This is a genomic window from Streptomyces sp. NPDC034049, assembly GCF_055575575.1.
On record NZ_JBVISJ010000003.1, the window covers coordinates 126,424 to 148,007 of the forward strand.

Here is a 21,584-nt window from a genome sequence, read left to right on the forward strand (position 1 = left end):
CGACCACCGACGACGAGCGGGCGGCGGGGCAGCGGGTGTCGGGGGCTCAGGAGGGTCGGACCAGGCCCGCGTCGTACGCGAAGATCACCGCTGGTCATTCATCACGAGGGCCCTAACCGTGCAGTTCGCGGTAGGCGGCGACCGCGCCCGGGTGCAGGGGGACCGCGCCGGTGGAGATCAGGCTGCGGACGTCGAGGAACTGGGTGCCGAGGGCGGTGGTGGGGACGAGGCGGGTCGCTCGGCGGACCAGTACGCGGGTGAGGGCGGCGGCGACGGGCACGGGCAGGTCGGGGCGGCACAGGAGCAGGTTGGCCACCCCGATGGTCGCCACCTCGGGGGTCCCCCGGTACGCCCCGGCCGGCACCGTCACCGCTTCCAGACCCGAGCCGGTCGGTCCCGAGCCGGTCGGTCCCGAGCCGGTCGGTCCCGAGCCGGTCGGTCCCGGGCCGCCGCGCAGCCGGGGCAGCAGGCCGGCCAGCGGCAGGAGGCGGATGCCGGGGCGGGCTTCGAGGCCGGAGAGCACGGGCAGCGGGACGCCGCCCGCGACCAGCAGGGCGTCGATGGCGCCGTCCCGCATCGCGCGCGCCGCCCGCGGCATCAGCAGGTGGCGGACCCGCACGTCGCTGCCCGGGGTCAGCCCCGCGGCGCGCAGCAGGCGGTCGCCGAGGACCGCGCCGCCGGAGCCGGGCGCGCCCAGGGAGACGGTGCACCCCGCCAGGTCGGCGACGCCGCGGACGGTCGAGTCGGCGCGCACGGCCAGCTGTATGTAGTTCTCGTAGACCCTGCCGATGGCGCGGAGCGGGACGGCGCGGTCGAACGGCGCGGTGCCGCCGTACGCGGCCCACGCGATGTCCGCCAGGGCCAGCGCGGCCTCGGCCCGGCGCGCCTGGAGCAGCCGTACGTTGGCCACGCTGCCCTCGCTGTTGATCACCTCGCAGGAGAGCCGGGGGTAGACGGTCGTGACCTGGTCGGCGAGGAGCCGGCCGAAGGCCGTGTAGAACCCGTCGGGCTCGCCGGTCGCGATCCTCAGCTCACCCTCCGGGCCACGGTCCGCGTGCCGTACGTCGGCCGTCGCGGCCCCTGCCAGCAGCCCGGTGCACACGGCCGCGCCCAGGGCGGCGCGCAGGGCGGTGCGGCGGGTGGGGCGGCGGGCGGTGCGAGGGACGGGGCCGCTGGCGCCGCGCGCCGCTTCGCCGGTCATGGCGTACGCCCCGTCGCCGTCCCCGCCGTACGCCCCGTCGCCGTTCACTCCGGTCGCCCCCTCGGCAGTACGACCCTCGCCCGCAGACCGTGCGGGTCCGTCGTCGCGAACTCGACGTGGCCGCCGTGGCCGGTCACCAGTTGTTCGGCGATCGCCAGGCCCAGCCCGCTGCCGCGTACGTCGCGGTGGCGCTCCGAGCGCCAGAAGCGGGTGCCCGCCTGGGTGAGCTCGCCGGTGGCGAGGCCCGGCCCGTCGTCCCGTACCTCGAACACGGCGTCGGGGCCCTCGGTGGAGCAGCGCGTGGCGACGTGGGCGCCGCTCCCGGCGTACTTGATCGCGTTGTCCAGGAGGATGTCGGCCACCTGCGCCAGGTCGCCCTCCGCGCAGGTCATGAGGACGGGCGGGCCGGGGACGAACTCCAGCCGGACTCCGGCCTGTTCGGCGACCGGACGCCACAGCTGGGCCTGGGCCGCGGCGACCGCCGTCGCGTCGCAGGAAGCCTGACGCGCGTCCGTGACGGACAGTTCACCGGCGCGGTGTTCGGCGTTCGCGAGGGTGAGCAGGTCGTCGAGGAGGTGCTCCATGCGTTCGAGTTCGGCCGTGACGCCGGTGTAGGTGCGGGTGGCGGAGACGGGCAGCCGGGACTGGAGCGAGTCGATGCGCAGGCGCAGTGCGGCGAGCGGATTGCGCAGCTGGTGCGAGGTGTCGGCCACCAGGCGGCGCTGCTGTTCCAGCGCGGTGGTCACCGCGTCGGCCATGCGGTTGAAGCCGGTGGCCAGCTGACGCAGTTCGGGTGGGCCGCCGGCCCGGGCGTGCTCGGCCGGCAGCCCGGCCGCCAGGGCGCCGACCGCGCGGTCCAGGCGGTGCAGGGGGCGTACGACCCACCGCGTGGCGGAGCGGGCGAGCAGTACACAGGTCACCGCGAACAGGCCCGCGCCCGCCAGGACCAGCGCCCAGCGCAGGGCGATGTCGTCCGCGGCGGCCCGTACCGCGACCCGCAGGACCACGGCACCGGAGACCCGGGTGCCGGTGCCCACCGGGCGGGCGAGCAGATGGGTGCCGCGCGACCAGGGCCGCAGGGTGCCCCCCGGCGAGACGCGCTGGTTGCGCAGCGCCGCGTCGACCAGGCGGGCGACGGCGGGGTCGGCGGCGCGCATGCCGCCCGTCTGCGCCACCGGGGCGCGGCGGGCGTCGACGACCACGACGGCCTCGCCGTACAGCTCGGTGTAGCGGGTCACCTCGGCGGTCAGCGCGCCCGTGTCGCCGCTCTCGGCGGCCTGCTCGGCCAGTCCGGCGAAGCGGTCGAGGTCGGCGGTGCGGGCCGCGACGAGCTGCTGGGTGCGCTGGGACGCGGTGACGCCCAGCAGGGGGACGGCGAACCCGGCCACCGCGAGCACGGCGAAGGCCAGGACGACGGTCAGGACCCGGGTGCGCACGTCGGCCCCGGCCCGCTCAGCCGCCGAACCGGTAGCCGAAGCCCCGGATGGTGGTCAGCACGTCGGGGCGGCCGAGCTTGGCCCGCACCTGGGTGAGGTGGACGTCGAGGGAGCGGGAGACGGCGAGGTAGGCGTCGCCCCACACCTCGTCCATCAGCTGCTGGCGGCTGACGGCCGTACCGGCGCGGGCCGCCAGCACCGCCAGCACCGCGAACTCCTTCGTGGTCAGCCGCACCTCGGCGCCGCCGACCGTCACCCGGCGGGCGTCGAGGTCGACCTCGACGTCGTCGACGCGGACCGTGCGCGGCGCCGGGGCGGCGGGTGCCCCGGCGCGGCGGGTGACGGCGTCGATGCGGGCCAGCAGCTCGGCCAGCCGTACCGGCTTGACCAGGTAGTCGTCCGCGCCCAGCCGCAGCCCGCGCACCACGGACCGCTCGTCGCCCCGGGCGGTGAGGACCACCACCGGCAGGCCGCTCACGGCGCGCAGCTTGCGCAGTACCTCCAGTCCGTCGACGTCGGGCAGGCCGAGGTCGAGGAGGAGCAGGTCGGCCTGGCGGTGGCGGGCGAGGACGTCCTCGCCACGCCGTACCCGGGTCGGCAGGTGGCCGTGCTCGTACAGGGCCTCGGCCAGGGCACCGGCCACGCCGTCGTCGTCCTCGGCCAGCAGTACGCGCACGGTCGCCTCCTTCCGTCCCTCAGGGCCTGTCCGCCCTACGAGCGGGCGGCTTCCTCGTCCAGCGGCGATCCGTCCGACGTCTCGCGCATCCGAATGTAGACGAGCAGCGAGATCAGGACGCAGGCGGTGACGTAGTAGAAGTACCAGCTCTCGTGCCCGGCGTTCTTGAACCAGAGGGCGACGTATTCGGCGGTCCCGCCGAACAGGGCCACGGTCAGCGCGTAGGGCAGGCCGACGCCGAGGGCCCGGATCGAGGTCGGGAACAGCTCGGCCTTCACGATGGCGCTGATCGAGGTGTAGAGGGAGCTGACGGCGAGCGGTACGACCATGAGCAGGAACGCGTACACGGGGTCGCTGATGCGGGAGAGCAGGGTGAGCGAGGGCACCACCGTCACGGCGCCCAGCACCCCGAACGCGATCAGCATCGGACGGCGTCCCACCCGGTCGGAGAGCAACCCCATGACCGGCTGGAGCACGACGAACACGAGCAGCGCGAAGAAATTGATCCAGGCCGCCGTGGGCTTGGCGATGCCGCTGGTGTTGACCATGAACTTCTGCAGATAGGTGGTGTACGTGTAGAAGAACAGGGTGCCGCCCATGGTGAGGCCGACGACGACCAGGCACTGCCGCGGGTAGGACAGCAGCAGCCGCAGGCTGCCACGGGCCGGCTCGCCGTCCTGCCGCTTCCCGTCCTCGCCCCCGGCCTCGGCCGCCGCGCGCTGGAAGCTCTCCGACTCGTCCATGCCGCGCCGCAGCCACAGCACGACGACCGCGCCCGCGGCGCCGACGACGAACGCGATCCGCCAGCCCCACGCCTCCATCTGCGCGGTGCTGAGCACCTGCTGGAGGACGATCTGCAGGCCGAGCGCCGTCAGCTGGCCGGCGATGAGGGTGACGTACTGGAAGCTGGAGTAGTAGCCGCGGCGGCCGGGCGAGGCCACCTCGGACATATAGGTGGCCGAGGTGGAGTACTCGCCGCCGACCGACAGGCCCTGGAGCAGCCGCGCGGCCACCAGGAGCACCGGCGCGGCGACCCCGATCGAGCCGTACGACGGGGTCAGCGCCACGATCAGCGAACCGGCCGCCATGAGCGTCACCGACAGGGTGAGCGCCGCGCGCCGGCCGCGGCGGTCGGCGTAGCGGCCGAGGACCCAGCCGCCGATCGGCCGCATCAGGAAGCCGACGGCGAACACGGCGGCGGTGTTCAGCAGTTGGGCGGTCTGGTCGCCCGAGGGGAAGAAGACGGAGGCGAAGTAGACGCTGAAGGCGGTGTACGCGTACCAGTCGTACCACTCGATCAGATTGCCGATCGATCCGCGCACGATGTTGCTGACGACCCTGCGTTCGTCGTGGCGCGGCTCGCGCGCGCTCTCGGTCGTGGTCTGTGTGGCCATCGGAACTCCCTTGTCAGCGGCCCGGGAGCACACAGAGTCGACGGCGGAGCAGCGCCGCTCAACAGCGGGAACGAAGTCCTAACAGTCCCTTAGGGCTGAGGTGGCGGCGCCCGCGTCCGCGGTGGCGCCGTCGGCCCTCCCCAGGGAGCGGGAGAGCCGACGGCGCCTCATGGAGATGCGCGGTGTGTGTGGGATCGGCTAGGCGGCGTCGCGGACCGTGCCCGTGAACTGCGGGCCCTCGACCGCCGCTCCGTCGGGGGCGTAGGTCCACAGGCGCAGGCGCAGCGACTCCGTGTCCTCGCTCAGCCCGTCGGTGACGGTCGGTACGGACACGTCGATGCTCAGGCTGCCCGCCGGCACCTCGGACATGATCAGCGCGCCGTCCGCCAGCGCGGACAGGGGCCGCTCCGGATCCGGCGAGGCCTTGAAGGTCTCCTCCAGCCACGCCGCGGAGACGTCCGTGGTGGACAGTTCGGGGCCGGCGGAGATGGGCAGCAGCTCCAGATCCGCCCAGGTGACGACGTCGGCGGGGGCGGAGAGGCTGATCCGCCAGACCAGCGTCCGGCCCTCGGTGACCTGGTCGGCGACCGGGGTCACGGTCACCTCGGGCTGGGGGTCGTCGTTGCGCGCGGTGACGCCGCCCAGGTAGGAGCCGACGACCGCGCCGCGTACGGACTTGACGGCCACCAGGTGGAGATCGTCGGAGCCGTAGCGGGTGTTGCCCTCGACCGACACCGGCACGTCGACACGGGTGCCCGCCCGGACCCGCACCGTGCGCGCGACCGGCCGGTCGGCGCCCGGCTCGTCCACGAACATCCGGACCTCGCCGGTGCCCGACCCGGAGACCTGGACCGGCACCTGGTAGGTGCGGGTGCCGGAGTCGCCCTCCTCGACGCTCAGGTGCCCGACGTCCACGCGCGCGAGCCGCGCGGGCTCGACGACGGGGGTGCCGGGGCGCCAGCCGTGGGCGTCCATCAGCCAGGCCGTCCCGGAGGCGGTACGCGGGGTCAGGCGCAGCGTCTCGACGTGGCCGAGGTCGATGCGTTCCCGGGTCTCGGCGGACAGCGGTACACGGACCTCGCGCGCCCAGTAGGAGGAGGTGCGGGAGGTGCCCGGCAGGCCGTCGACGGTCACCCGGCCGAGGTCCGCCCGCTTGCCGGCGGTGTCGGTGAGGGCCACGTCCAGCTCGGTGCCGGTGGTGTTCGGCGGGACGATCACACGCAGGCTCAGCTGCCGCGCGCCGGACAGGGAGACCGGGCGGGCGGGGCTGAGCGTGGTGGCGGTGCCGGCTCGGCTCCAGTCCATGGCCAGCGCGTACCGGTCCGGCTCCTTGCCGGGCGTCACCCCGCGCCACTGGGCGAAGTGCGGGGAAGCGGTCCTGAGATCGGGGTCGAGGCAGGAGGAGCCGGGGTCCGGGTCCACCTGGGCGCACAGCCGGCCGCCGCCGACCGTGGCGGAGGGCACGGGCAGGAACGCCCCCGAGCGGGCGGCGCCGACGGCGTGGGTGAGGACGCGGGCGGGACCGGCGGACGCGGCGCGCACGGGCGAGCCGTCGAGCAGCGGGCGGGCCGCGTCGTCACCGGCGACGAACAGCCGGGCCGCGGCGGCTATGTACGTCGAGCCGGCCTTCTGCTGCTGCTCGGCGGTCAGCCGGGTCGCGGTGCCCGGCGAGCACAGCGGGTCGTGCTCGTCGCCGCCGTACAGGAAGTCGTCGTTGGCCGGTGCCGTGGCCTGGCCGGGCGTCCACTCGCTGTTGAAGTAGTTGTGGTTGGCGCCGGTCATGTAGACCGCGCTGTGCAGGGCCTTGCCGCGGCTGACGCCTCGGGTGCCGTCGACGTAGAGCTCGCCCTGGAGGTCGATGACGTCCCCGTCGCAGCCCGGCAGGATCGTCACGGACGGCACGTCGGGGGACGGGTTCTGGCCGAAGATCGTGGGACCTATGAGGACGGTTCCCCGTATCGTCCAGCGGGTCTCGCCGTGGTAGCCGTCCCGGTCGGCGGGCGGCGGGGTGAGGCTGTCCAGCGCGGCCCGGTCGGCGCCCTCGCCGCCCCGGGAGTGGCCCACCAGCATGACCCGGCCGAGGTCGGCGCGGGGCGCCCGGCGTACGACGTCGGGGGCGGTGGACGGGTCGGCGGCCCAGTCCGCCCAGTGGGCCAGGTGCAGCCGTATCAGCGAGGAGCGGGCCTGGGCCCCGGCGTCGTCGGCCCGCCAGTCCTGGGCGTTGATCGAATTGGCCGAGATCGAGACCGTCACATAGCCCTGGGAGGCGAGGAGTCGCTGGTCGTGCTGGTAGCCGCGGTAGCTCGGGACCGGTTCGTGGCCGGCCGGGCAGGGCCATTCGAGGGTCACGTCGTCGCCCTGGAAGCAGGTGACGTGGCGCCCGTGGAGGAACAGCGCCAGCGGGTGGCTGCCCGAGGCGTTCTCCGGCGCGACCACCACGGCCTTCATCTCGACGTCGGTGTCGTAGCCGGGCAGGTGGACCGACGGCAGGGAGTACTCGCCGCTGGTCGTACGGAACGGGCCGGGCACACCGGGGTCGACCTTGTTCACGGCCGCCGTACGGGGCAGGCGCGACGGGTCCGACGCGGCGTCGAGCGCGCGGCGCTCACGGGCCGCGGCCTTCGCTCCGGCCGCGTCCAGCCGGCGTCCGGCGGCCTCGACCCGCAGGTCGTCGGTGCTGCCGAGGCGCACACCGTCGAGCGGCAGCCGGAAGGTGCGCCCGTCCGGGGCGGGTCTGGGGGTGCCCAACAGGCGGTCCCCACTGCGGAACTCGACCTGGGCGTCACCCACCGGCACCTTCTCGGGCGAGCGCCACACCAGCTCCGCCGACGCCCCGGAGCCGGTGGTCCGCCAGCCCTCGGGAAGTCCTGCGGACGCGGGGGCCGACGGCCGCCCGGGGTCCGGTTCCGGCGCCGCCAGCGCCGCCCCCGGCGCCGCCAGCGCCAGCGCGAGGACCGCTGCCACGGCGGTCGTCACGCGCGAGACACGGATCACTTCTTGTTCCTCCTCATCGCCCTGTCACGTCTTCGCACAGTATTCGCACAAGTTCCGTCTCCAGTGCAGAACAAGTCACGCGTGAGCAGGGAGAGTTGGGGGTCCGGGATGCCAACTGGCTCGCGTATTGCGGGCGTTCGGTGGTTCTGGTGCTTTCTTACGACGGACGTTGCGCCGGGCGACCGGTGCGGGTCCGGACGGCGGTCCCTAGCGTGGGAGGAGGCATGAGCGACGCAGCGCACCAGACCTCCCGCGACCGGGCCATGGCCCTCGTGCGCGGCTACGTGGATCAGGACCGTGCCGCGCGGTCGGGGAGGTGTCGGAGGGCCTGGGTCAGGGCACGGGTGCGGGTGCCGACGCGGGCGGGGGCGGGGCGGGGGCGGGGGCGGCCTGGTCGAGGTGACGTCGTCCTGGTCGAGGTGTACGTCGTCCTGAACGGGCTGCTGCGCTCCACCATCAGCGTCATGGAGCTGAGCGGCAGGCCGTGGAAGGTGGACGACCTGGTGGGCCGGGCCGACGAACTCGCCGCTTCCGCCCCGCCCCACCGCAAGGGGGTCGGCCCTGTGGGGCGAGGCCGGATTCCTCGCCGTCCTCCGGGAGTTCGGCGCGGTCGCCTCGGCGCCGGCGGACGACCCGTCCCTCCTCGCCTGGCCTCGGTCCGAACGCGGTGTGCGGTGCCGTGACCGCGCGACGACAGCGGGTCCTGCCGTCAGAACCTGACGTCAGGACCCGCCGTGCTGACGTACGGTCGGTCTCACTTCAGGTGGCGGTCGAAGAAGCGGCAGCCGTCTTCCAGTTCGAACCACGGCGTGCCGGTGTGGCCGCCCGGGTTGGCGTGCAGGGTCTTCTCCTTGCTGCCGAACGCGTCGAAGAGGTCCAGGGCCCGTTGCCGGGGGTTCCCCTCGTCGTCCCACTGCAACAGGAGCAGCAGCGGAACGGTGACCTGCCGGGCCTCCTCGCGCTGGGCGCGGGGCACGTATCCCCCGGTGTGGAAGCCCGCGGCCACGATGCGCGGCTCGACCACGGCCAGCCGGATGCCGAGGGCCGCCCAACCGCCGGAGTACCCGACGGGGCCGCCGATGCCGGGCAGTTCGAGGAGGGCGTCCAGGGTGGTCCGCCAGTCCGGGACGGCGTTCTCGACCAGGGGGCCGATGAACGACTCGAAGATGTCGTCGACCGGCTCGCCGGCCCCCATCGCGCGCCGCAGCTCGGCCCGGACCTGCTCGTCGGCGGCGGACCGGGGACGGTCACCGCATCCGGCGGCGTCGATGGTGGCCACCGCGTAGCCGCGTGCCGCGGTGTACCGGGCGCGGGCGACGAGCCGGGGGTCCGCCTTGGGCAGGCCGTTGTTGTGGGCCATCAGGATCAGCGGGAGCGGTGCGGCGGATTCGGGCGTCCACAGGGTGCCGGGGATCTCGCCGAGGGTGAATTCGCGTTCGAGGACGCCGTCTTCGAGGCGTTGCTCGGAAGTGAAGCGCATGATCGTGCCTTTCGGGAGTGCGCGTGAACGGCGCTCCCGGACGACGACCTATCGCCCGACCGTGACCCCGGAGGGGAGCACCCATGTCGATACTGCGTTCACGGGTACCACCTCCTCGTTCTCTCGCACGGCCACCGGGAGGCTAGCGCGGTCGTACGTCCGCCGCCAACGGTTTTCCGGCGGCGGACGCCGAACGGCCGCTGAACGGCCGCCGCCGGGCAGTCAGCCACGGGTTCTGTCTGGTCGATCGGGCGCGTGCGAGGATGGCGGCCGTGACCGGATCGTCGTCCTCACCCGGCGCCGAGGGCAGTCCTCGCGACCCCGGAGTGGGTTCCCGCACCGCCGCCGCGCTCGTGTTCGGGTCCTCGGCGGCGGTCCTGGTGGTCGAGATCGTCGCCCTGCGGCTGCTGGCTCCCTATCTCGGCCTCACCCTGGAGACCAGCACCATGGTGATCGGCATCGCCCTCACGGCGATCGCCGTCGGCTCGTGGCTGGGTGGGATCCTCGCCGACCAGGTCGATCCGCGCCGCCTGATCGGCCCCTCGCTCGGGGTGTCGGGAGCGGTCGTGGCGCTCACCCCCGCCGTGCTGCGCACCACCGCGGAGTGGGCACCGGCGATGCTGCTGCTGATCGCGTCGCTGACCATCCTCGTACCGGGCGCGCTGCTCTCCGCGGTGACGCCGATCGTGACGAAGCTGCGTCTCACCCGCCTCGCCGAGACCGGGACGGTCGTCGGCCGGCTGTCCGGCGTCGGCACGGTCGGCGCCATCGTCGGCACCGTCCTCACCGGCTTCGTCCTCGTGTCGCGGCTGCCGGTGAGCGGCATCCTGATCGGCCTGGGCATCCTGCTGGTGGTCGGCTCGGCGCTGGTCGAGTGGCGTACGCGCCGGTGGGGCGGCACGCCCGCCCTGACGCTCGCGGTCGTCGCCGGCGGCCTCGGCACCGCGGTCGCGCCCGGTGGCTGCGACGCGGAGACCAGGTACCACTGCGCCCGGGTCGTGGCGGACCCCGACCGGGACGGCGGCCGCACGCTCGTGCTGGACGGCGTGCGGCACTCCTACGTCGACGTCGACGATCCGACGTTCCTGGAGTTCACGTACGTGCGCGCCATCGCGTCGGCGGTCGACGCGGCCTTTCCCGAGGGGGAGCCGCTCGCCGCCCACCATCTGGGCGGTGGCGGACTCACCCTCCCCCGCTACCTCGCCGCCACACGGCCGGGGACGCGCAGCCTCGTGTCCGAGATCGACAGCGGGGTCGTACGCATCGACCGTGAGCGGCTCGCTCTGCGCGCGGAGGCCCGGATCGACGTACGCGTGGAGGACGGCAGGCTGGGCCTGCGGGCGCTGCCCGACGACAGCCGGGACCTCGTCGTCGGTGACGCCTTCGGGGGCGTCAGCGTGCCGTGGCACCTCACCACGGTGGAGGCGATGACCGACGTACGACGGGTCCTCGACCCCGACGGCCTGTACGTCGCCAACCTCATCGACCACGGTGACCTGGCCTTCGCCCGCGCCGAGGTGGCGACCCTCGCCGAGACCTTCGAGCACGTCGCCCTCGTCGGCGCCCCCGCGAACATCGGCCTCGACCCGACGGCCACCTCCGAGGGCGGCAACCTCGTGGTGCTCGCCTCCGACCAGCCCGTCGACCTGCGCGCGACCCAGCAAGCGCTGGACGCCCGCCGGACCGGTTGGCGGATCACCACCGGCGACCCCCTCACGACCTGGACCGCCGACGCCCGCCCCCTGACCGACGACTACGCCCCCGTCGACCAACTCCTCCAACCGTCCAGCACGCGCCGGGGCCGGTGACCTACCCTCCGCGCCAACGACATGCCCGATCCGATGCCGACCGTCACGGGGACGCCGTCCCCGAGCCTCCGGAGGGGACCGCTGTGCAACCTGAAGTCGCGGGCCAGGAACAGGAACTGGACCTCCCCCTGCGCATCGAGCGGCCCTTCCTGCTGTGGTCCTACGAGGTGTCACATCGCCGTCTCGTGCTGCGGGCAGAGCCGGGAGGCGTTGTCGGCGGGGTGGGGGAGGTCGAGTTCGTGGGTGTCCTGGGCATGCAGGTGAAGTCCCATTACTCGCAGCTTCTGATCACCCCCGCCCCGGCACGCGGCACGGCTGCCGCCGCCGGTATCGACGCGTTCGTGCCTGTCCCGGAAAGGCATCGGTCCAAGTTCACCGCCCTGCTCGTCTCGGACGGGGCGGTGGGCGGTGGGTTCGTCGTCTGTGGTGGCTTCCGGGTCCGCCCGTCCGGGGCCGTCCCCGGTCGTGAGCGCTGAGGAGGGGCGGCCTCGTTGTGCGAGGCCACCCCCCTCCCTTCCGCGTCGGTTACAGACCGATCGGGTTGAGGTAGGTGGCCGGGCGGGTGGCGGCGTCCTGCTTGAGGATCTGGCCGCCGAAGGGCCACGTCAGGGTGAAGTGGTCCGTCTCGTTCGGCGGGGTCACCAGGAACTTCGCGGGGACGAACTTCTCCGCCCGGGGCGTCGACGCGGCCACCGGGAGCAGGGTGATGCTGAAGTCCACCGTGTCCCCCTTCTCCAGGGTCAGCTTCTGCGGCTTCTGGGCGGAGCGCACCAGCGACCACGTGCCGTCGGTCGTCTGCGCGCCGACCATGTCGACCCCGGCGAACCCGGAGAGCGTGCAGGTGCGCTCGCTCTTGTTGGTGAACCAGATGTACGCCTGGGTCTGCTTCTCGGTCTGCTGCATCTCGGGCGTCGCGTCACCGCCCGTGGCGAAGCCGGCCTTCAGGTCCGCGGTGTGGCAGCGGGTCGGCTCGGCCTGCGCGGCGGCGGAGGCCGGAGCGGCGGCAGCGGCGGTGCCGGTGACGACGATCGCCGCGAGGGCCATGGCGGTCAGCTTGCTCTTCATGAGATCTCGAATTCCCCTCGAACACGAATCGGCGCACGCCTCGGTGCGCTTCTGCGCCCCTCCAGATGCGCGATACATGTAAGAGGTTCAGCGGCGCGGGAAATCTTTTGTGACCGCTGGCGTCAATGCCCGCGCCAATGCCCTTTCCGCCCCCGGAGTTGCCCCAAAGGGCAGGCTGAAAGAGCGTCCACCGATTCGCAATCTGTCGATTCCGGAAGGTGGAGAATCTCCATGGGACAACTCGCCAAGCCGGGTTTCCATCAACAAGGTCAGCTGCGACCGACTTCACCCCGGCCGCCGCCCCTTCACCCGGGCCGTCGAGCCTCACTACGATCAGCGGCCATGGACTGGTTGGAGCGGATCGCGGGACTGCGGCAGTGGACCAGGAACGGGACGCGCGCTCCGCACAAGCCGTTGCTGCTCCTGCACGCCCTCGGCCGGTTCCAGCAGGACCCCGACGGCGAACTGCGGTACAGCGCCGTCGAGGAGGACCTCCAGCGTCTGCTGACCGAGTACGGCCCACCCCACAGGACGTCGCCCGCGTACCCGTTCCACCACCTGGTCAACGACGGGGTGTGGGAGGTCAGGACGGATCGCGGCCCCGGCAGTCCCGGCAGCGGGGTCCGGGACCTGCGCGAGTCGGGTGCCACCGGACGGCTCGCCCCGCAACTCGGCGCCGCGCTGCGCGGCGAGCCGGAACTGCTGGGCCGGATCACGCGGTTGCTGCTCGACCGGCACTTCCCCCCGTCCGTGCACGCCGAATTGTGCGAAGCGGTCGGCCTGGAACCGGAGCCGGCGGAGGTCGTGCACCTCTCGGCCGCGCGCAGGCAGCGGGACCGCCGCATGCGGGACCTCGTGCTGACCGCCTACGAGTACCGGTGCGCCTTCTGCGGCTACGACGGCAGGCTCGGGCCCGTCCCGGTCGGCCTGGAGGCCGCCCATGTGCGCTGGTGGGCGCTGGGCGGACCGGACGACGTCGACAACGGGCTGTGCCTGTGCTCGCTCCACCACAAGCTCTTCGACAAGGGTGTCCTCGGCGTCGACGGCGACCACCGCGTCCTGGTCTCCCAGCGCTTCGTCGGGCACAGCACCGCCGCCCGCGAGCAGGTCCTCGCGCTGGCGGGCCGCCCCCTGGTCGGCCCGCAGCCCGGCGTGCGCCCCGTGGCGGCCGACCACCTCGCCTGGCACCTCAGCCAGGTCTTCCACGGCACCCCGCGCCCCGCCACGGCCGCCTGACGGCACGTCCGACGACCTGAATCACCGCTGTCACACACCTTGTTGGCGTGCCCGCGCCTGCCTCGCACGGGCAGCAAGAGGCGGAGGCACGCGGCTACCACCTCAACACCGGCTGTGCTTCAAGGGCACCTCCGCCCACACCGTCTTGCCCACCGGGCGACGAGGCTCCGGTCCCCAGCGCGCGGCCAGGACGTCCACCAGCAGCAGCCCTCGACCGGACTCGCCCTCGGGGCACGACGAGGGCGGGGCCATGGGTGGTCGCTTCGCGGAGGCGGCGTCGGCGACCTCGATACGAACCAGACCTGCCGCCGGGTCGAGGGCGAGCCGGAGACCGAAGTCCCGTCCGGGGACTCGGCCGTGCTGTACGGCGTTCGCGGCGAGTTCGCCGACGACGAGAGCGACGCTGCACGACACGTCGGACGCCGCCGGGTAGCCCCACAAGGTGATTTACGATCGGCTGCGGGCGGCAGCCCTGCCCCCGGTCATGTCAATCGACATGATCCGGTCCACGATGGAGGGCAACTACCGTGGCTCGAATCTCCCGTCTCGATCTGAACGGCGCCGCTTGGCGCAGGAGCAGCTACAGCAATCAGGCGGGGGGCGACTGCGTGGAGGTGGCCGACGGGTTCCGAGAGGCCGTCGTCCCGGTCCGTGACAGCAAGGTCCCGTACGGTCCGGCATTGTGCTTCCACGCCGCCTCCTGGGCCGCCTTCATAGGCGAGTTGAAGGCTGGGCGGCACGACCGCCCCTGAGGCGGCCGGGCCCCGGCCGCTGTCCGTCTTCCGGGCTCGCCGGGCCCTTGCCCACGAGGGTCCGGCGGGCCGCTGACCTCCCCAAAGAACCGGGGGAAAGAACTACCCGCCCACCCACCCTCCCCGGCCGCGAGGCCCGCGTCACCCGTCCGAGTGACCGGCTTGCAGGCGCGGGATGCGGACGGTTACGTTCGCCGCGACAACCGCACACAGACATCGGCCCCCGGCCGGGACTGGCATCCCGAACGAGGGCCTGACCAACCAGGAAGACAACACCTTCCCGATGGCTGATTCGCAGTCTAACGCGCCCCTGCGCGCCGACGCCGGACCTGCTCCGACCTCCGGTGTGATCCATGTACGCACCCGGCTGACGGCCGACTTCACCGTGATCTCCAATGCCCTCGCGCAGCGGCGCGGCAGCGCGGTCACGGTCGGCGTCGCGGCGTACATCTCCTCCCTGCCGGACGGCACTTGCGTGAGCATCGCCGCCCTGTGCGCGCACTTCGACGAGGGCGAGATCCTCGTCTCGCGAGCGCTGAGGGAACTGGAAGCGGCCGGATACCTGGAACGCCGCCGCGAACGGACGCCCACCGGCCAGGTCCGCACCCGGACGTACTTCTACGACGTACCCGACAGCGAGCCCGACCCGGATCCCGGCGGGTCTCCCAGGCCGCCCAAGCCTCGTCGCCCCCGGAAACGGCCCGCCGCGGCCACGCCCGCACCCGCGTCCGGGGCCGTGCGGGACGCAGTGGAGACGCCCGTACAGACGCCCGTACAGACGGAGGTGGAGACGGAGAAGGCACCGGCCCCACTCACCGCCGCCGACCCCCGAGCCATCGGCCTGCTCGCCGGGCTCCGCCGGGTCGATCCCCGCCTCGTCCTGTCCGAGCGGGAAGCCGCCCGCCTCGCCCCGGCCGTCACCCGGTGGCTCGGCGCAGGCCTGCTGCCCACCCAGATCACCGACCACCTCACCGCACGACTCCCGGCGGACCTCCTCGTCCGCCCGGTCGGCATCCTCGCCTACCGGCTCAAGGAGACCCCACTGACCGCACCGGCACCGGCGAACGGAAGTCCCCAAACCCCAGAACGCCCGGTGGTCCTGGAAATGCGGAACTGCGACGGCTGCGACCGGGGCTTCCGCTCCGCGGGACACAGCCACTGCCGGGACTGCCGGACCCGGAACCAACTACCCGCGACGGGCTGATCCCGCGCGACGGTCGACTTCGTCAAGGAACAGGACACCGCCGCACTGCTCCCGCTGCTGCTGCCCGGGCTCGACGGCCCGGAGCTGCGGGCGCTCGCGGAGCGCTGCCGTTTCTCCCATGCCGCGCTGCTCGTCTTCCCGTCGGACCAGGCCGAGTTGGGCGCCATGCTCACCGCCTGCGGGCTCGGCGCGGTCCCGGCGCCGAGGCCGAGTGTCGTCGTACGCGAGCGACTGGCCGTACGGCATCGGCGGCCGGTCGCCGAACTGGACGTCGGCATCCTGCGCCCGGCGGTGGTCGGCGCGGACGGGGAGCACCGTACGGTCGAGGTGTTCGCGCTGACCGTGGCCGAGCTGTCCGCCTCCCCGACGACGACGGTGGCCGAAGCCAAGGCAGCCGCGGGCTGCGCCTGCCGGAGCTGACCCCCGCACCCGGCCTCACCACCGCGAGCCCACCTGCCGAGCCCGGCCCCACCATCACGACCCCCACCTTCCAAGCCCAGCCCCACCATCACGACCCCCACCTTCCAAGCCCGGCCCCACCACCGCGAGCCCGGCTGCACCACCACGAGCCCCACCTTCCGTGTACCAAGCCCGGCCCCGCACCCCCGGCCCGAACCCCTGCCGTAGGCGCGGCGGCCGGGCCTGGCCCCACTCCTCGGCACCGGACCCCGGGCCGTCGGGGTGTGGTGGAGTGGGCGGTATGAGCGACAGCGAGACGATCACCGTGCCCGACCTGCTGCGGGGCTATCCCGGGGTGGCGTTCGGCGGGTACGTGGCGGGGGTGCTGGCCCGGCGGGCGGAGGCCGGGTCCGTGCGGGTGGACTTCCGGCGGCCGACGCCCGTCGAGGTGCCGGTGGGGCTCGCGCGGACCGCCGACGGCGGGGCCGTACTGACCGGCGCGGACGGAGTCCTCGCGGCGGCCGTCCCCGACGAGGCGGACCTCGCCGCACTCGACGTCCCCGCGCCCCCTTCCTGGGCGGAGGCATCCGCGGCGGCCGACGCGTACCGTGCGGCACCGCCGGCGGGGTCCGTGGACTGCTTCGGCTGCGGGCTCGGCCGTACGCCCGACACCGGACTCCGCCTGCACTGCGGCGGAGTCCTGGGACGGGACCTCGTGGCCACCGCGTGGACACCCGGACCCGCGCTCGCCGACGCCGACGGGACGCTGCCGCCGGAGCTCGTGTGGGGCGCGCTGGACTGCCCCGGAAACGCGGCGGGGCGGCTGCTGGGGACCATGCGGGAGGGGGCGGTGACGGCCTCGCTCGCCGCCCGGCTGCTCCGGCCGGTACCCATCTCCGCGCGACTGGTGTCGTACGCGTGGGTCGTCGCGGAGGAGGGACGCAAACACCGGGTGGGCGCCGCCCTGGCCACGGCCGAGGGCGACCTCTGCGGGATCTCCGCCGCCCTGTGGGTGACTCCGCGCCGGCCCTAGAAGGAGTCCACCGCCTCATCACCGAGCCCCCGCCGTCGTGACCCCGGCGGCCGCCGCGGGATACGCCCGCACGGGCCCGGAAGGAGACCCCGATGAGCGCTCCCCTCGTGTCCCACGTCTCGACACGGTCCGTCGCCCCGGCCGACCGGATCGACTTCTGGGAGGAGTACAACCGGCGGGCGCTGGTGGGCCTCACCTGCTCCTCGTACTCCCGGGACGGCCTGCTGGCCACCCAGACCAACTTCCGGCTGGGCGGGCTCCGGCTGGCCGAGATCACCGGCAACGAGCACGTCGTCGAACGCTCGTGGCGGACCTGCCGGGACCTCCCGAAGGACTCGGTCTTCGTCAGCCTGCTGACGGCCGGGCAGGCGGTGTTCTTCCACGAGGACGGCTGTCTCACCGTACGGGCGGGCGACCTCGTCCTCTACGACACGCGCCAGTCGTATCTGTTCGGATTCCCTTCCACCATGCGGCAGTTGCTGGTGGACATCCCCCGCGAGACCTTCGCCGAGCGGTGTGTCTCCGGTGATCTGCCGGCGCCCCTGCTGTTCGCGCGCGGTGCGGCGGTCGAGGGGGCGGCGACCTCGGCCATGGAGGCCCTGCTGACCGACTGGGCCGCCCAGCGCGCGAGCGGTGACCCCGCGCGCACCGAGGCCGCGGTGCTGGACCTCGTCCGCGCTCTGGCCGCTCCCCGGCTGGGCGCCGGGTCGGCGCCCGCCGGGTCCGCGCGGCTGGCCCTGGCGCACGACTACGTGGAGCGGCATCTGTCCGACCCCTGGCTGAGCGCGGAACGGGTCGCCGCGGCGATCGGGGTGTCCGCCCGGCACCTCAGCCGTGTCTTCCGGGACAGCGGTGTCACTCCCGCGCGGTACATCCTCGACCGGCGGCTTGCACGGGCGTGTGAGCAGCTCGCCGACCCGGGCTCCCGCCACCTCACGGTCGCCGAGATCGCCCACCGCTGGGGTTTCGCGAGCCAGGCCCACTTCACCCGCGTCTTCCGCGCCCACTACGGCCGGACCCCCGGCGAGACCCGCCCGCCGCGGGCCCCCGCCCGGCCCGCCGACGGCTGACGGCCGACACGCACGGCATGCCGCACCCGGCGTGAACCCCGAGGAGGTCGGGCCTCAGTCCTCCATGGCCTCGCGGACGAGGGCCGTGTCGACGAACTGCTCGAAGCGGACGATGAGGCCGCCGCGCACGGTGAAGTGGTGGGCCACGCGAACGTCGATCGGCTTGCCCGTGGCCTTGTTGGTCGCGGTGTAGCGGGCCAGGACGACGACGTTCTCGCCGTCGACGACATAGGTGTCGTCGTGGGCGCTCCAGTCGTCCCAGTCCTGGCCGAGCTTCTCCATGACGTGGGAGGTGACGCCCTCGGGGGTGCGGTAGGTCCCGGCCAGGGGGAAGCCGGCCATCTCCGTCCACTCCACGTCGGGGGCGAGGGTGGCACGCAGGGCGGCCAGGTCACCCGCCGCCGAGGCCAGGTACTGACGGCGTACGACGTCGGCGGGGGCGGTGGAGGTCGCGAAGTCGGTGGTGGCCATCGGTGTCAGCCCCACTTCATCTCGCCCTTGGCGACCTTCGCGCCGATCTGCGCGGCGATCTGCATGCCGTTGTCGGGGTAGCGCCGGACGAGGGCCTCGGTCAGCGACGCGCCGTCGGCGGCCTTGTCCAGCTCCTCCTCGAAGGCGAGGAGGTACTCCCGGGTGGCGGCGATCGCGGAGGCGTCGGCAGCGGTGCCGGGCAGCCGGTGACCGGGTACGACCAGCTCCGGCTGGAGCGCGGCCATCTCGTCGAGCAGGTCGATCCAGGCGGCACGGTCGTCCGGGGTGGGGGTGTCGGCGACCCAGACGTGCTCCTGCTGGAAGAGCAGGACACCGCCGAGCAGCGCGCGGGACTCGGCCTGCCACAGGTAGTGGCGGTCGGCCAGAGCGGCCGGGCCGCCCTTGAGCTCGAAGCGGTGGCCCTCCAGGGTGAGGTCGCCGGTGAGCGGTTCGAGGTCGACCAGCCGGGTGGGCAGGTTGGCGCCGAGAGCCGCCCAGGCCTTGAGCTTGCCCTCGTAGGAGTGGTGGATGTGGTCGATGACGAGCGGGGTGGCGACGAAGACCGCGTCGGGGAAGGCGGCGGCGATCACTTCGGCGCCGAAGTAGAAGTCGGGGTCGCCGTGGGAGACGAAGACGGTGGTCAGCTTCTTGCCGGAGTCGAGGATCTCGGCGGCCAGGCGGTGCCCGTCGGCACGGGTGAACGCGGCGTCCACCAACAGCGCCTCGTTCTCACCGGTGACGAGCGTGGCGGTCTTGTTCCTGCTGCCGGCCGGGAAGTCGAGGTCGAGGACCTTGTAGGACAGGGTGCTCATCGTCGTTGGCTCCTTGACGTGGGTGAACGGGAAGGGGAGGTGGGGACGGGGGAGGTTCAGTGGGTGCCCGCGGCCTTGAGGCGCGCGTCGATCTCGTCGGGGGTGCCACGGCCGTGGGCCAGCTCGGTGACATGGTCGCCGTCGACGGCGAGGAAGGTGGGGAAGCCGGTGACCCCGAGTGCGGCGGCGCGTCGGAAGTCGGCCTCCGCCGCCGCCTGCGTCCCGGGCGACTCGAAGGCGGCGACCACGGCGTCGGCGTCCAGTCCGGCGTCCTCGGCGATCTTCCGGTAGGTGGCCGGGTCGGAGAGGCTCAGGCCGTCGACGTAGAACACGCGCTGGAGTTCGACGGCGAATTCCGCGGCGCGGTCGGGGGCGGCGGCGCGGAGGGCGACCAGACCGCGTGCGGCGGCCTCGGAGTCCATCACGAACGAGCCGTCCGCGATGAGCCGCTCGTACGCCTCGCCGAACTCGGCGCCGGTCAGTTGCGCGATCTGGGCGTTGGCGCCCTGGACGTAGCCGAACTGGCGGATCGGCACACGGCGCGAGCCGGTGAACAGACCACCGGAGACCACCTCGACGGGCAGGTCCGGGTGACGGGCGACGACCTCGCTCAGGGTGCCGGAGAAACCGTGCGACCACCCGCAGTAGGCATCGAAGACATGGACCAGCTTCATGGGGATCCTCGGCGACGGCGTGGCGCCCGCCGGTTGCGAGCGACTCACCTGAGACAACAGTAACTGACGCGTCAGATATTTCCCGGAGCGCGTGACGCCCGCCACATCGTCCGCCCTCGGGGGGACTGAGCCTGAACGCCGGCCCTACGCGGCAGCGCCCGGCTTCCCGCCGGACGGCCGAGAGCCCTCCCGGTCCGAGGTCGGCCAGACGTACGGCAGGTCGTCCGGCTCGCCGGGGAAGCACGGGGCGTAGACGTCCGGGTCCTTGCGCAGCAGCGCCGAGCGGTGGCTGCGGTGGAAGGCGTCGTCGCCGAGCCAGGGCGGGAGTTCCCCGACGGCGGCCAGCCGTGCCTGGTCACGTGTCCGCGCGCCGGGGCGGAACGCGGCGAAGTCGGCGAGCAGGGTGGCCGCGCAGCTGTCCTGACGGCCCTGCTCGCACCACACCGCGCAGACCTCCAGGCCGTACCGGACCAGTGCCTCCTCGTACCCCGACCACATCCGTACGGCCGGATGCCTGCGCCACCCGTACCCCGGCACGGTGAGCCCGCGCAGCACCTGAAGCGCCTCGACCCGCTGTTTGCCGAGCCGGCGACGGTCCAGGACCAGGGCCGAGGCGCGGAAGTCGGGATAGGGGAGGAAGGTCTGCATGGTGTCGCCCCCGATGGTTCGGGATCGCTCACGGGGTGGGGTCGGGCGCGGTCGTCGCGCCCGGCACCGGGTACCCGCGTCCGGCGGGGTGAAGACCACGGGTGCGGAGGCCCCGGCGGCGGGCGAGATACAGGACGACCGCCGCGTAGAGGACGACCAGCGGGACGTCGACGGCCAGCATCAGCACGTCCATGTCGGCGGCCGTCTCGTCGGTGTCGAGGCCACCGGCGATCGCGGCCATGAAGCCCATGGCGAGGAGGTTGTTGAGGACGTGCAGGGCGATCGCCGCCTCCAGGCCGCCCGTGCGGACGGTCAGCAGGCCCGCGACGAGGCCGAACACCACCAGGTCGACGAAGCCCCAGGGCGTCCCCCAGCCGTGCGCGGCGGCGAAGAGGACCGCCTGTGGTGCCACCGCGACCCACGGGGAGCGGAACCAGGCCCCGACCGCCTGGGACAGCCAGCCGCGGAAGACGTACTCCTCGGCCGCGGCCTGGAAGGGGACGAGCAGACAGACGGCCGCCAGGCCGAGCAGGAACGGGGACAGCCCGGCCCAGGCCACCTCCGGCCCGCCTCCCGCGGGCTCGGGCAGGAGCAGGGAGATGCCCAGGATCGCCCCGGACACGGGAAGCGCCACCGCGAGGCACAGCGCCAGCCAGCGCCACCGCAGCGCGCCCGTCACGGAGGAGACCGTGCCGGCCGGGCGGCGCTGCACCCATCGCGCGGCCAGCAGCACGACCGGGAGGCACAGGGCGAGCGAGAGCAGGGCCAGGGCGGTGTCGCCGAGCCCGCCCCACACGAGGTTGCCGGCGGCGTCGCGGGGGCGGTCGAGGACCGCGCCGGCGATCTCGCCGCCGACGAGCACGGCCACCGCGGCGAGAATCGCGCCGCCGAGCACCACACCGGTCCCCACCAGCGGCCGCCACCACCCGCGGGCCCCGGCCGCCACCGCCATCCGGTGGTACGGAAGGGGCTGCGCCGGGGGCGCGGGGGCCGGGGGCGGATGCCAGGGCAGGGCGGGGGCCGGGGTGCCGTAGGGGGTCTGGTTCCCGTAGGGGGTCGCGTTTCCGTACGGGGCCGGGTTCCCGTACGGGGCCGGCGGGGCCGGGTGTCGGGGAGGCTCGTCGATGCCGGAGGGGTGACTCGTCGTCATGTCTCTCAGCATTCCGGTGGCGGGCGGCCCCCACGTCGCCCGTGGGCACGACCCGTGTCTCCACCCTGGGATAGGGACGGC

Annotated in this window: 21 protein-coding genes and 1 pseudogene; 9 read left to right on the forward strand and 13 right to left on the reverse strand. The window is 73.6% G+C overall.

The features are described from left to right. Nucleotides 1-112: 112 nt before the first annotated feature. From ACZ52C_RS10220 to ACZ52C_RS10240, 5 genes are all read right to left on the reverse strand, one after another. The gene (locus ACZ52C_RS10220) at nucleotides 113-1,201 is read right to left on the reverse strand and encodes a TAXI family TRAP transporter solute-binding subunit (RefSeq protein WP_469074784.1); all 1,089 of its coding nucleotides are present in this window, start codon (nucleotides 1,199-1,201) and stop codon (nucleotides 113-115) included. 44 nt (nucleotides 1,202-1,245) lie between these two features. Beyond that, complete coding sequence (locus ACZ52C_RS10225; RefSeq protein WP_469074291.1) at nucleotides 1,246-2,637, reverse strand: sensor histidine kinase; 1,392 nt, start codon at nucleotides 2,635-2,637, stop codon at nucleotides 1,246-1,248. Between the two features lie 16 nt (nucleotides 2,638-2,653). Then, the gene (locus ACZ52C_RS10230) at nucleotides 2,654-3,313 is read right to left on the reverse strand and encodes a response regulator transcription factor (protein WP_469074292.1); all 660 of its coding nucleotides are present in this window, start codon (nucleotides 3,311-3,313) and stop codon (nucleotides 2,654-2,656) included. 35 nt (nucleotides 3,314-3,348) lie between these two features. Then, nucleotides 3,349-4,707, reverse strand: coding sequence for an MFS transporter (locus ACZ52C_RS10235; protein WP_469074293.1), 1,359 nt, complete (start codon nucleotides 4,705-4,707; stop codon nucleotides 3,349-3,351). Nucleotides 4,708-4,905: 198 nt separating this feature from the next. Next, nucleotides 4,906-7,701 carry an alpha/beta hydrolase gene (locus tag ACZ52C_RS10240; protein WP_469074294.1) on the reverse strand — a complete coding sequence of 932 codons (2,796 nt, stop codon included), beginning with the start codon at nucleotides 7,699-7,701 and terminating at the stop codon, nucleotides 4,906-4,908. A gap of 224 nt (nucleotides 7,702-7,925) precedes the next feature. Between ACZ52C_RS10240 and ACZ52C_RS10245 the strand changes: the two genes are divergently transcribed. After that, nucleotides 7,926-8,384, forward strand: a complete 459-nt coding sequence (locus ACZ52C_RS10245; RefSeq protein ID WP_469074295.1) for a hypothetical protein — start codon at nucleotides 7,926-7,928, stop codon at nucleotides 8,382-8,384. A 71-nt stretch (nucleotides 8,385-8,455) separates the two neighbouring features. Here ACZ52C_RS10245 and ACZ52C_RS10250 read toward each other — a convergent pair whose 3' ends face one another. Continuing rightward, nucleotides 8,456-9,181: a dienelactone hydrolase family protein gene (locus ACZ52C_RS10250; RefSeq protein WP_469074296.1), complete on the reverse strand. Its 726-nt coding sequence runs from the start codon at nucleotides 9,179-9,181 to the stop codon at nucleotides 8,456-8,458. Between the two features lie 263 nt (nucleotides 9,182-9,444). On the opposite strand from ACZ52C_RS10250, the gene ACZ52C_RS10255 reads away from it, so the two are divergent. Together ACZ52C_RS10255 and ACZ52C_RS10260 are read left to right on the forward strand one after the other, a co-directional pair. Beyond that, complete coding sequence (locus tag ACZ52C_RS10255; protein ID WP_469074297.1) at nucleotides 9,445-10,989, forward strand: fused MFS/spermidine synthase; 1,545 nt, start codon at nucleotides 9,445-9,447, stop codon at nucleotides 10,987-10,989. Nucleotides 10,990-11,072: 83 nt separating this feature from the next. Next, nucleotides 11,073-11,465 (forward strand): hypothetical protein, encoded by a 393-nt coding sequence (locus tag ACZ52C_RS10260; protein ID WP_469074298.1) that lies wholly within the window; start codon nucleotides 11,073-11,075, stop codon nucleotides 11,463-11,465. A 49-nt stretch (nucleotides 11,466-11,514) separates the two neighbouring features. Here the strand turns inward: ACZ52C_RS10260 and ACZ52C_RS10265 are convergent, their stop codons facing one another. Then, on the reverse strand, nucleotides 11,515-12,054 hold the full coding sequence (locus ACZ52C_RS10265; RefSeq protein ID WP_469074299.1) for a DUF4232 domain-containing protein: 540 nt from the start codon (nucleotides 12,052-12,054) through the stop codon (nucleotides 11,515-11,517). A 342-nt stretch (nucleotides 12,055-12,396) separates the two neighbouring features. On the opposite strand from ACZ52C_RS10265, the gene ACZ52C_RS10270 reads away from it, so the two are divergent. After that, a complete protein-coding gene (locus tag ACZ52C_RS10270) occupies nucleotides 12,397-13,290 on the forward strand; it encodes a phosphorothioated DNA-binding restriction endonuclease (RefSeq protein WP_469074300.1) in 894 nt (297 codons plus the stop codon). A gap of 102 nt (nucleotides 13,291-13,392) precedes the next feature. Here ACZ52C_RS10270 and ACZ52C_RS10275 read toward each other — a convergent pair. Next, nucleotides 13,393-13,728 (reverse strand): annotated as a pseudogene (locus ACZ52C_RS10275) (ATP-binding protein); the annotation flags it as partial. Between the two features lie 89 nt (nucleotides 13,729-13,817). Here ACZ52C_RS10275 and ACZ52C_RS10280 point away from each other — a divergent pair. The 5 genes from ACZ52C_RS10280 (at nucleotide 13,818) to ACZ52C_RS10300 (ending at nucleotide 17,748) form a co-directional block, all read left to right on the forward strand. Next, nucleotides 13,818-14,042 (forward strand): DUF397 domain-containing protein, encoded by a 225-nt coding sequence (locus ACZ52C_RS10280; RefSeq protein WP_469074301.1) that lies wholly within the window; start codon nucleotides 13,818-13,820, stop codon nucleotides 14,040-14,042. Between the two features lie 283 nt (nucleotides 14,043-14,325). Continuing rightward, nucleotides 14,326-15,246 (forward strand): hypothetical protein, encoded by a 921-nt coding sequence (locus ACZ52C_RS10285; protein WP_469074302.1) that lies wholly within the window; start codon nucleotides 14,326-14,328, stop codon nucleotides 15,244-15,246. Nucleotides 15,247-15,402: 156 nt separating this feature from the next. Beyond that, the gene (locus ACZ52C_RS10290; protein WP_469074303.1) at nucleotides 15,403-15,666 is read left to right on the forward strand and encodes a hypothetical protein; all 264 of its coding nucleotides are present in this window, start codon (nucleotides 15,403-15,405) and stop codon (nucleotides 15,664-15,666) included. A 280-nt stretch (nucleotides 15,667-15,946) separates the two neighbouring features. Beyond that, a complete protein-coding gene (locus tag ACZ52C_RS10295; RefSeq protein ID WP_469074304.1) occupies nucleotides 15,947-16,678 on the forward strand; it encodes a hypothetical protein in 732 nt (243 codons plus the stop codon). Nucleotides 16,679-16,770: 92 nt separating this feature from the next. Next, nucleotides 16,771-17,748, forward strand: a complete 978-nt coding sequence (locus ACZ52C_RS10300) for a helix-turn-helix domain-containing protein (protein WP_469074305.1) — start codon at nucleotides 16,771-16,773, stop codon at nucleotides 17,746-17,748. Between the two features lie 54 nt (nucleotides 17,749-17,802). Here the strand turns inward: ACZ52C_RS10300 and ACZ52C_RS10305 are convergent, their stop codons facing one another. The 5 genes from ACZ52C_RS10305 to ACZ52C_RS10325 form a co-directional block, all read right to left on the reverse strand. Continuing rightward, nucleotides 17,803-18,219 carry a nuclear transport factor 2 family protein gene (locus ACZ52C_RS10305; protein WP_469074306.1) on the reverse strand — a complete coding sequence of 139 codons (417 nt, stop codon included), beginning with the start codon at nucleotides 18,217-18,219 and terminating at the stop codon, nucleotides 17,803-17,805. A gap of 5 nt (nucleotides 18,220-18,224) precedes the next feature. Then, nucleotides 18,225-19,031, reverse strand: coding sequence for an MBL fold metallo-hydrolase (locus ACZ52C_RS10310; protein ID WP_469074307.1), 807 nt, complete (start codon nucleotides 19,029-19,031; stop codon nucleotides 18,225-18,227). A 56-nt stretch (nucleotides 19,032-19,087) separates the two neighbouring features. Beyond that, on the reverse strand, nucleotides 19,088-19,705 hold the full coding sequence (locus tag ACZ52C_RS10315) for a DsbA family protein (protein WP_469074308.1): 618 nt from the start codon (nucleotides 19,703-19,705) through the stop codon (nucleotides 19,088-19,090). Nucleotides 19,706-19,849: 144 nt separating this feature from the next. Next, nucleotides 19,850-20,353, reverse strand: a complete 504-nt coding sequence (locus ACZ52C_RS10320; protein ID WP_469074309.1) for an MSMEG_6728 family protein — start codon at nucleotides 20,351-20,353, stop codon at nucleotides 19,850-19,852. A gap of 28 nt (nucleotides 20,354-20,381) precedes the next feature. Then, complete coding sequence (locus ACZ52C_RS10325; protein ID WP_469074310.1) at nucleotides 20,382-21,503, reverse strand: lysostaphin resistance A-like protein; 1,122 nt, start codon at nucleotides 21,501-21,503, stop codon at nucleotides 20,382-20,384. Nucleotides 21,504-21,584: the final 81 nt, after the last annotated feature.

Coding starts and splice junctions, on each gene's coding strand:
- ACZ52C_RS10325 (WP_469074310.1), bottom strand. CDS start 21,503: ATGACGACGAGTCACCCCTCCGGCATCGACGAGCCTCCCCGACACCCG.
- ACZ52C_RS10235 (WP_469074293.1), bottom strand. CDS start 4,707: ATGGCCACACAGACCACGACCGAGAGCGCGCGCGAGCCGCGCCACGAC.
- ACZ52C_RS10310 (WP_469074307.1), bottom strand. CDS start 19,031: ATGAGCACCCTGTCCTACAAGGTCCTCGACCTCGACTTCCCGGCCGGC.
- ACZ52C_RS10265 (WP_469074299.1), bottom strand. CDS start 12,054: ATGAAGAGCAAGCTGACCGCCATGGCCCTCGCGGCGATCGTCGTCACC.
- ACZ52C_RS10270 (WP_469074300.1), top strand. CDS start 12,397: ATGGACTGGTTGGAGCGGATCGCGGGACTGCGGCAGTGGACCAGGAAC.
- ACZ52C_RS10255 (WP_469074297.1), top strand. CDS start 9,445: ATGGCGGCCGTGACCGGATCGTCGTCCTCACCCGGCGCCGAGGGCAGT.
- ACZ52C_RS10245 (WP_469074295.1), top strand. CDS start 7,926: ATGAGCGACGCAGCGCACCAGACCTCCCGCGACCGGGCCATGGCCCTC.
- ACZ52C_RS10320 (WP_469074309.1), bottom strand. CDS start 20,353: ATGCAGACCTTCCTCCCCTATCCCGACTTCCGCGCCTCGGCCCTGGTC.
- ACZ52C_RS10305 (WP_469074306.1), bottom strand. CDS start 18,219: ATGGCCACCACCGACTTCGCGACCTCCACCGCCCCCGCCGACGTCGTA.
- ACZ52C_RS10295 (WP_469074304.1), top strand. CDS start 15,947: ATGAGCGACAGCGAGACGATCACCGTGCCCGACCTGCTGCGGGGCTAT.
- ACZ52C_RS10285 (WP_469074302.1), top strand. CDS start 14,326: ATGGCTGATTCGCAGTCTAACGCGCCCCTGCGCGCCGACGCCGGACCT.
- ACZ52C_RS10315 (WP_469074308.1), bottom strand. CDS start 19,705: ATGAAGCTGGTCCATGTCTTCGATGCCTACTGCGGGTGGTCGCACGGT.
- ACZ52C_RS10250 (WP_469074296.1), bottom strand. CDS start 9,181: ATGCGCTTCACTTCCGAGCAACGCCTCGAAGACGGCGTCCTCGAACGC.
- ACZ52C_RS10220 (WP_469074784.1), bottom strand. CDS start 1,201: ATGACCGGCGAAGCGGCGCGCGGCGCCAGCGGCCCCGTCCCTCGCACC.
- ACZ52C_RS10300 (WP_469074305.1), top strand. CDS start 16,771: ATGAGCGCTCCCCTCGTGTCCCACGTCTCGACACGGTCCGTCGCCCCG.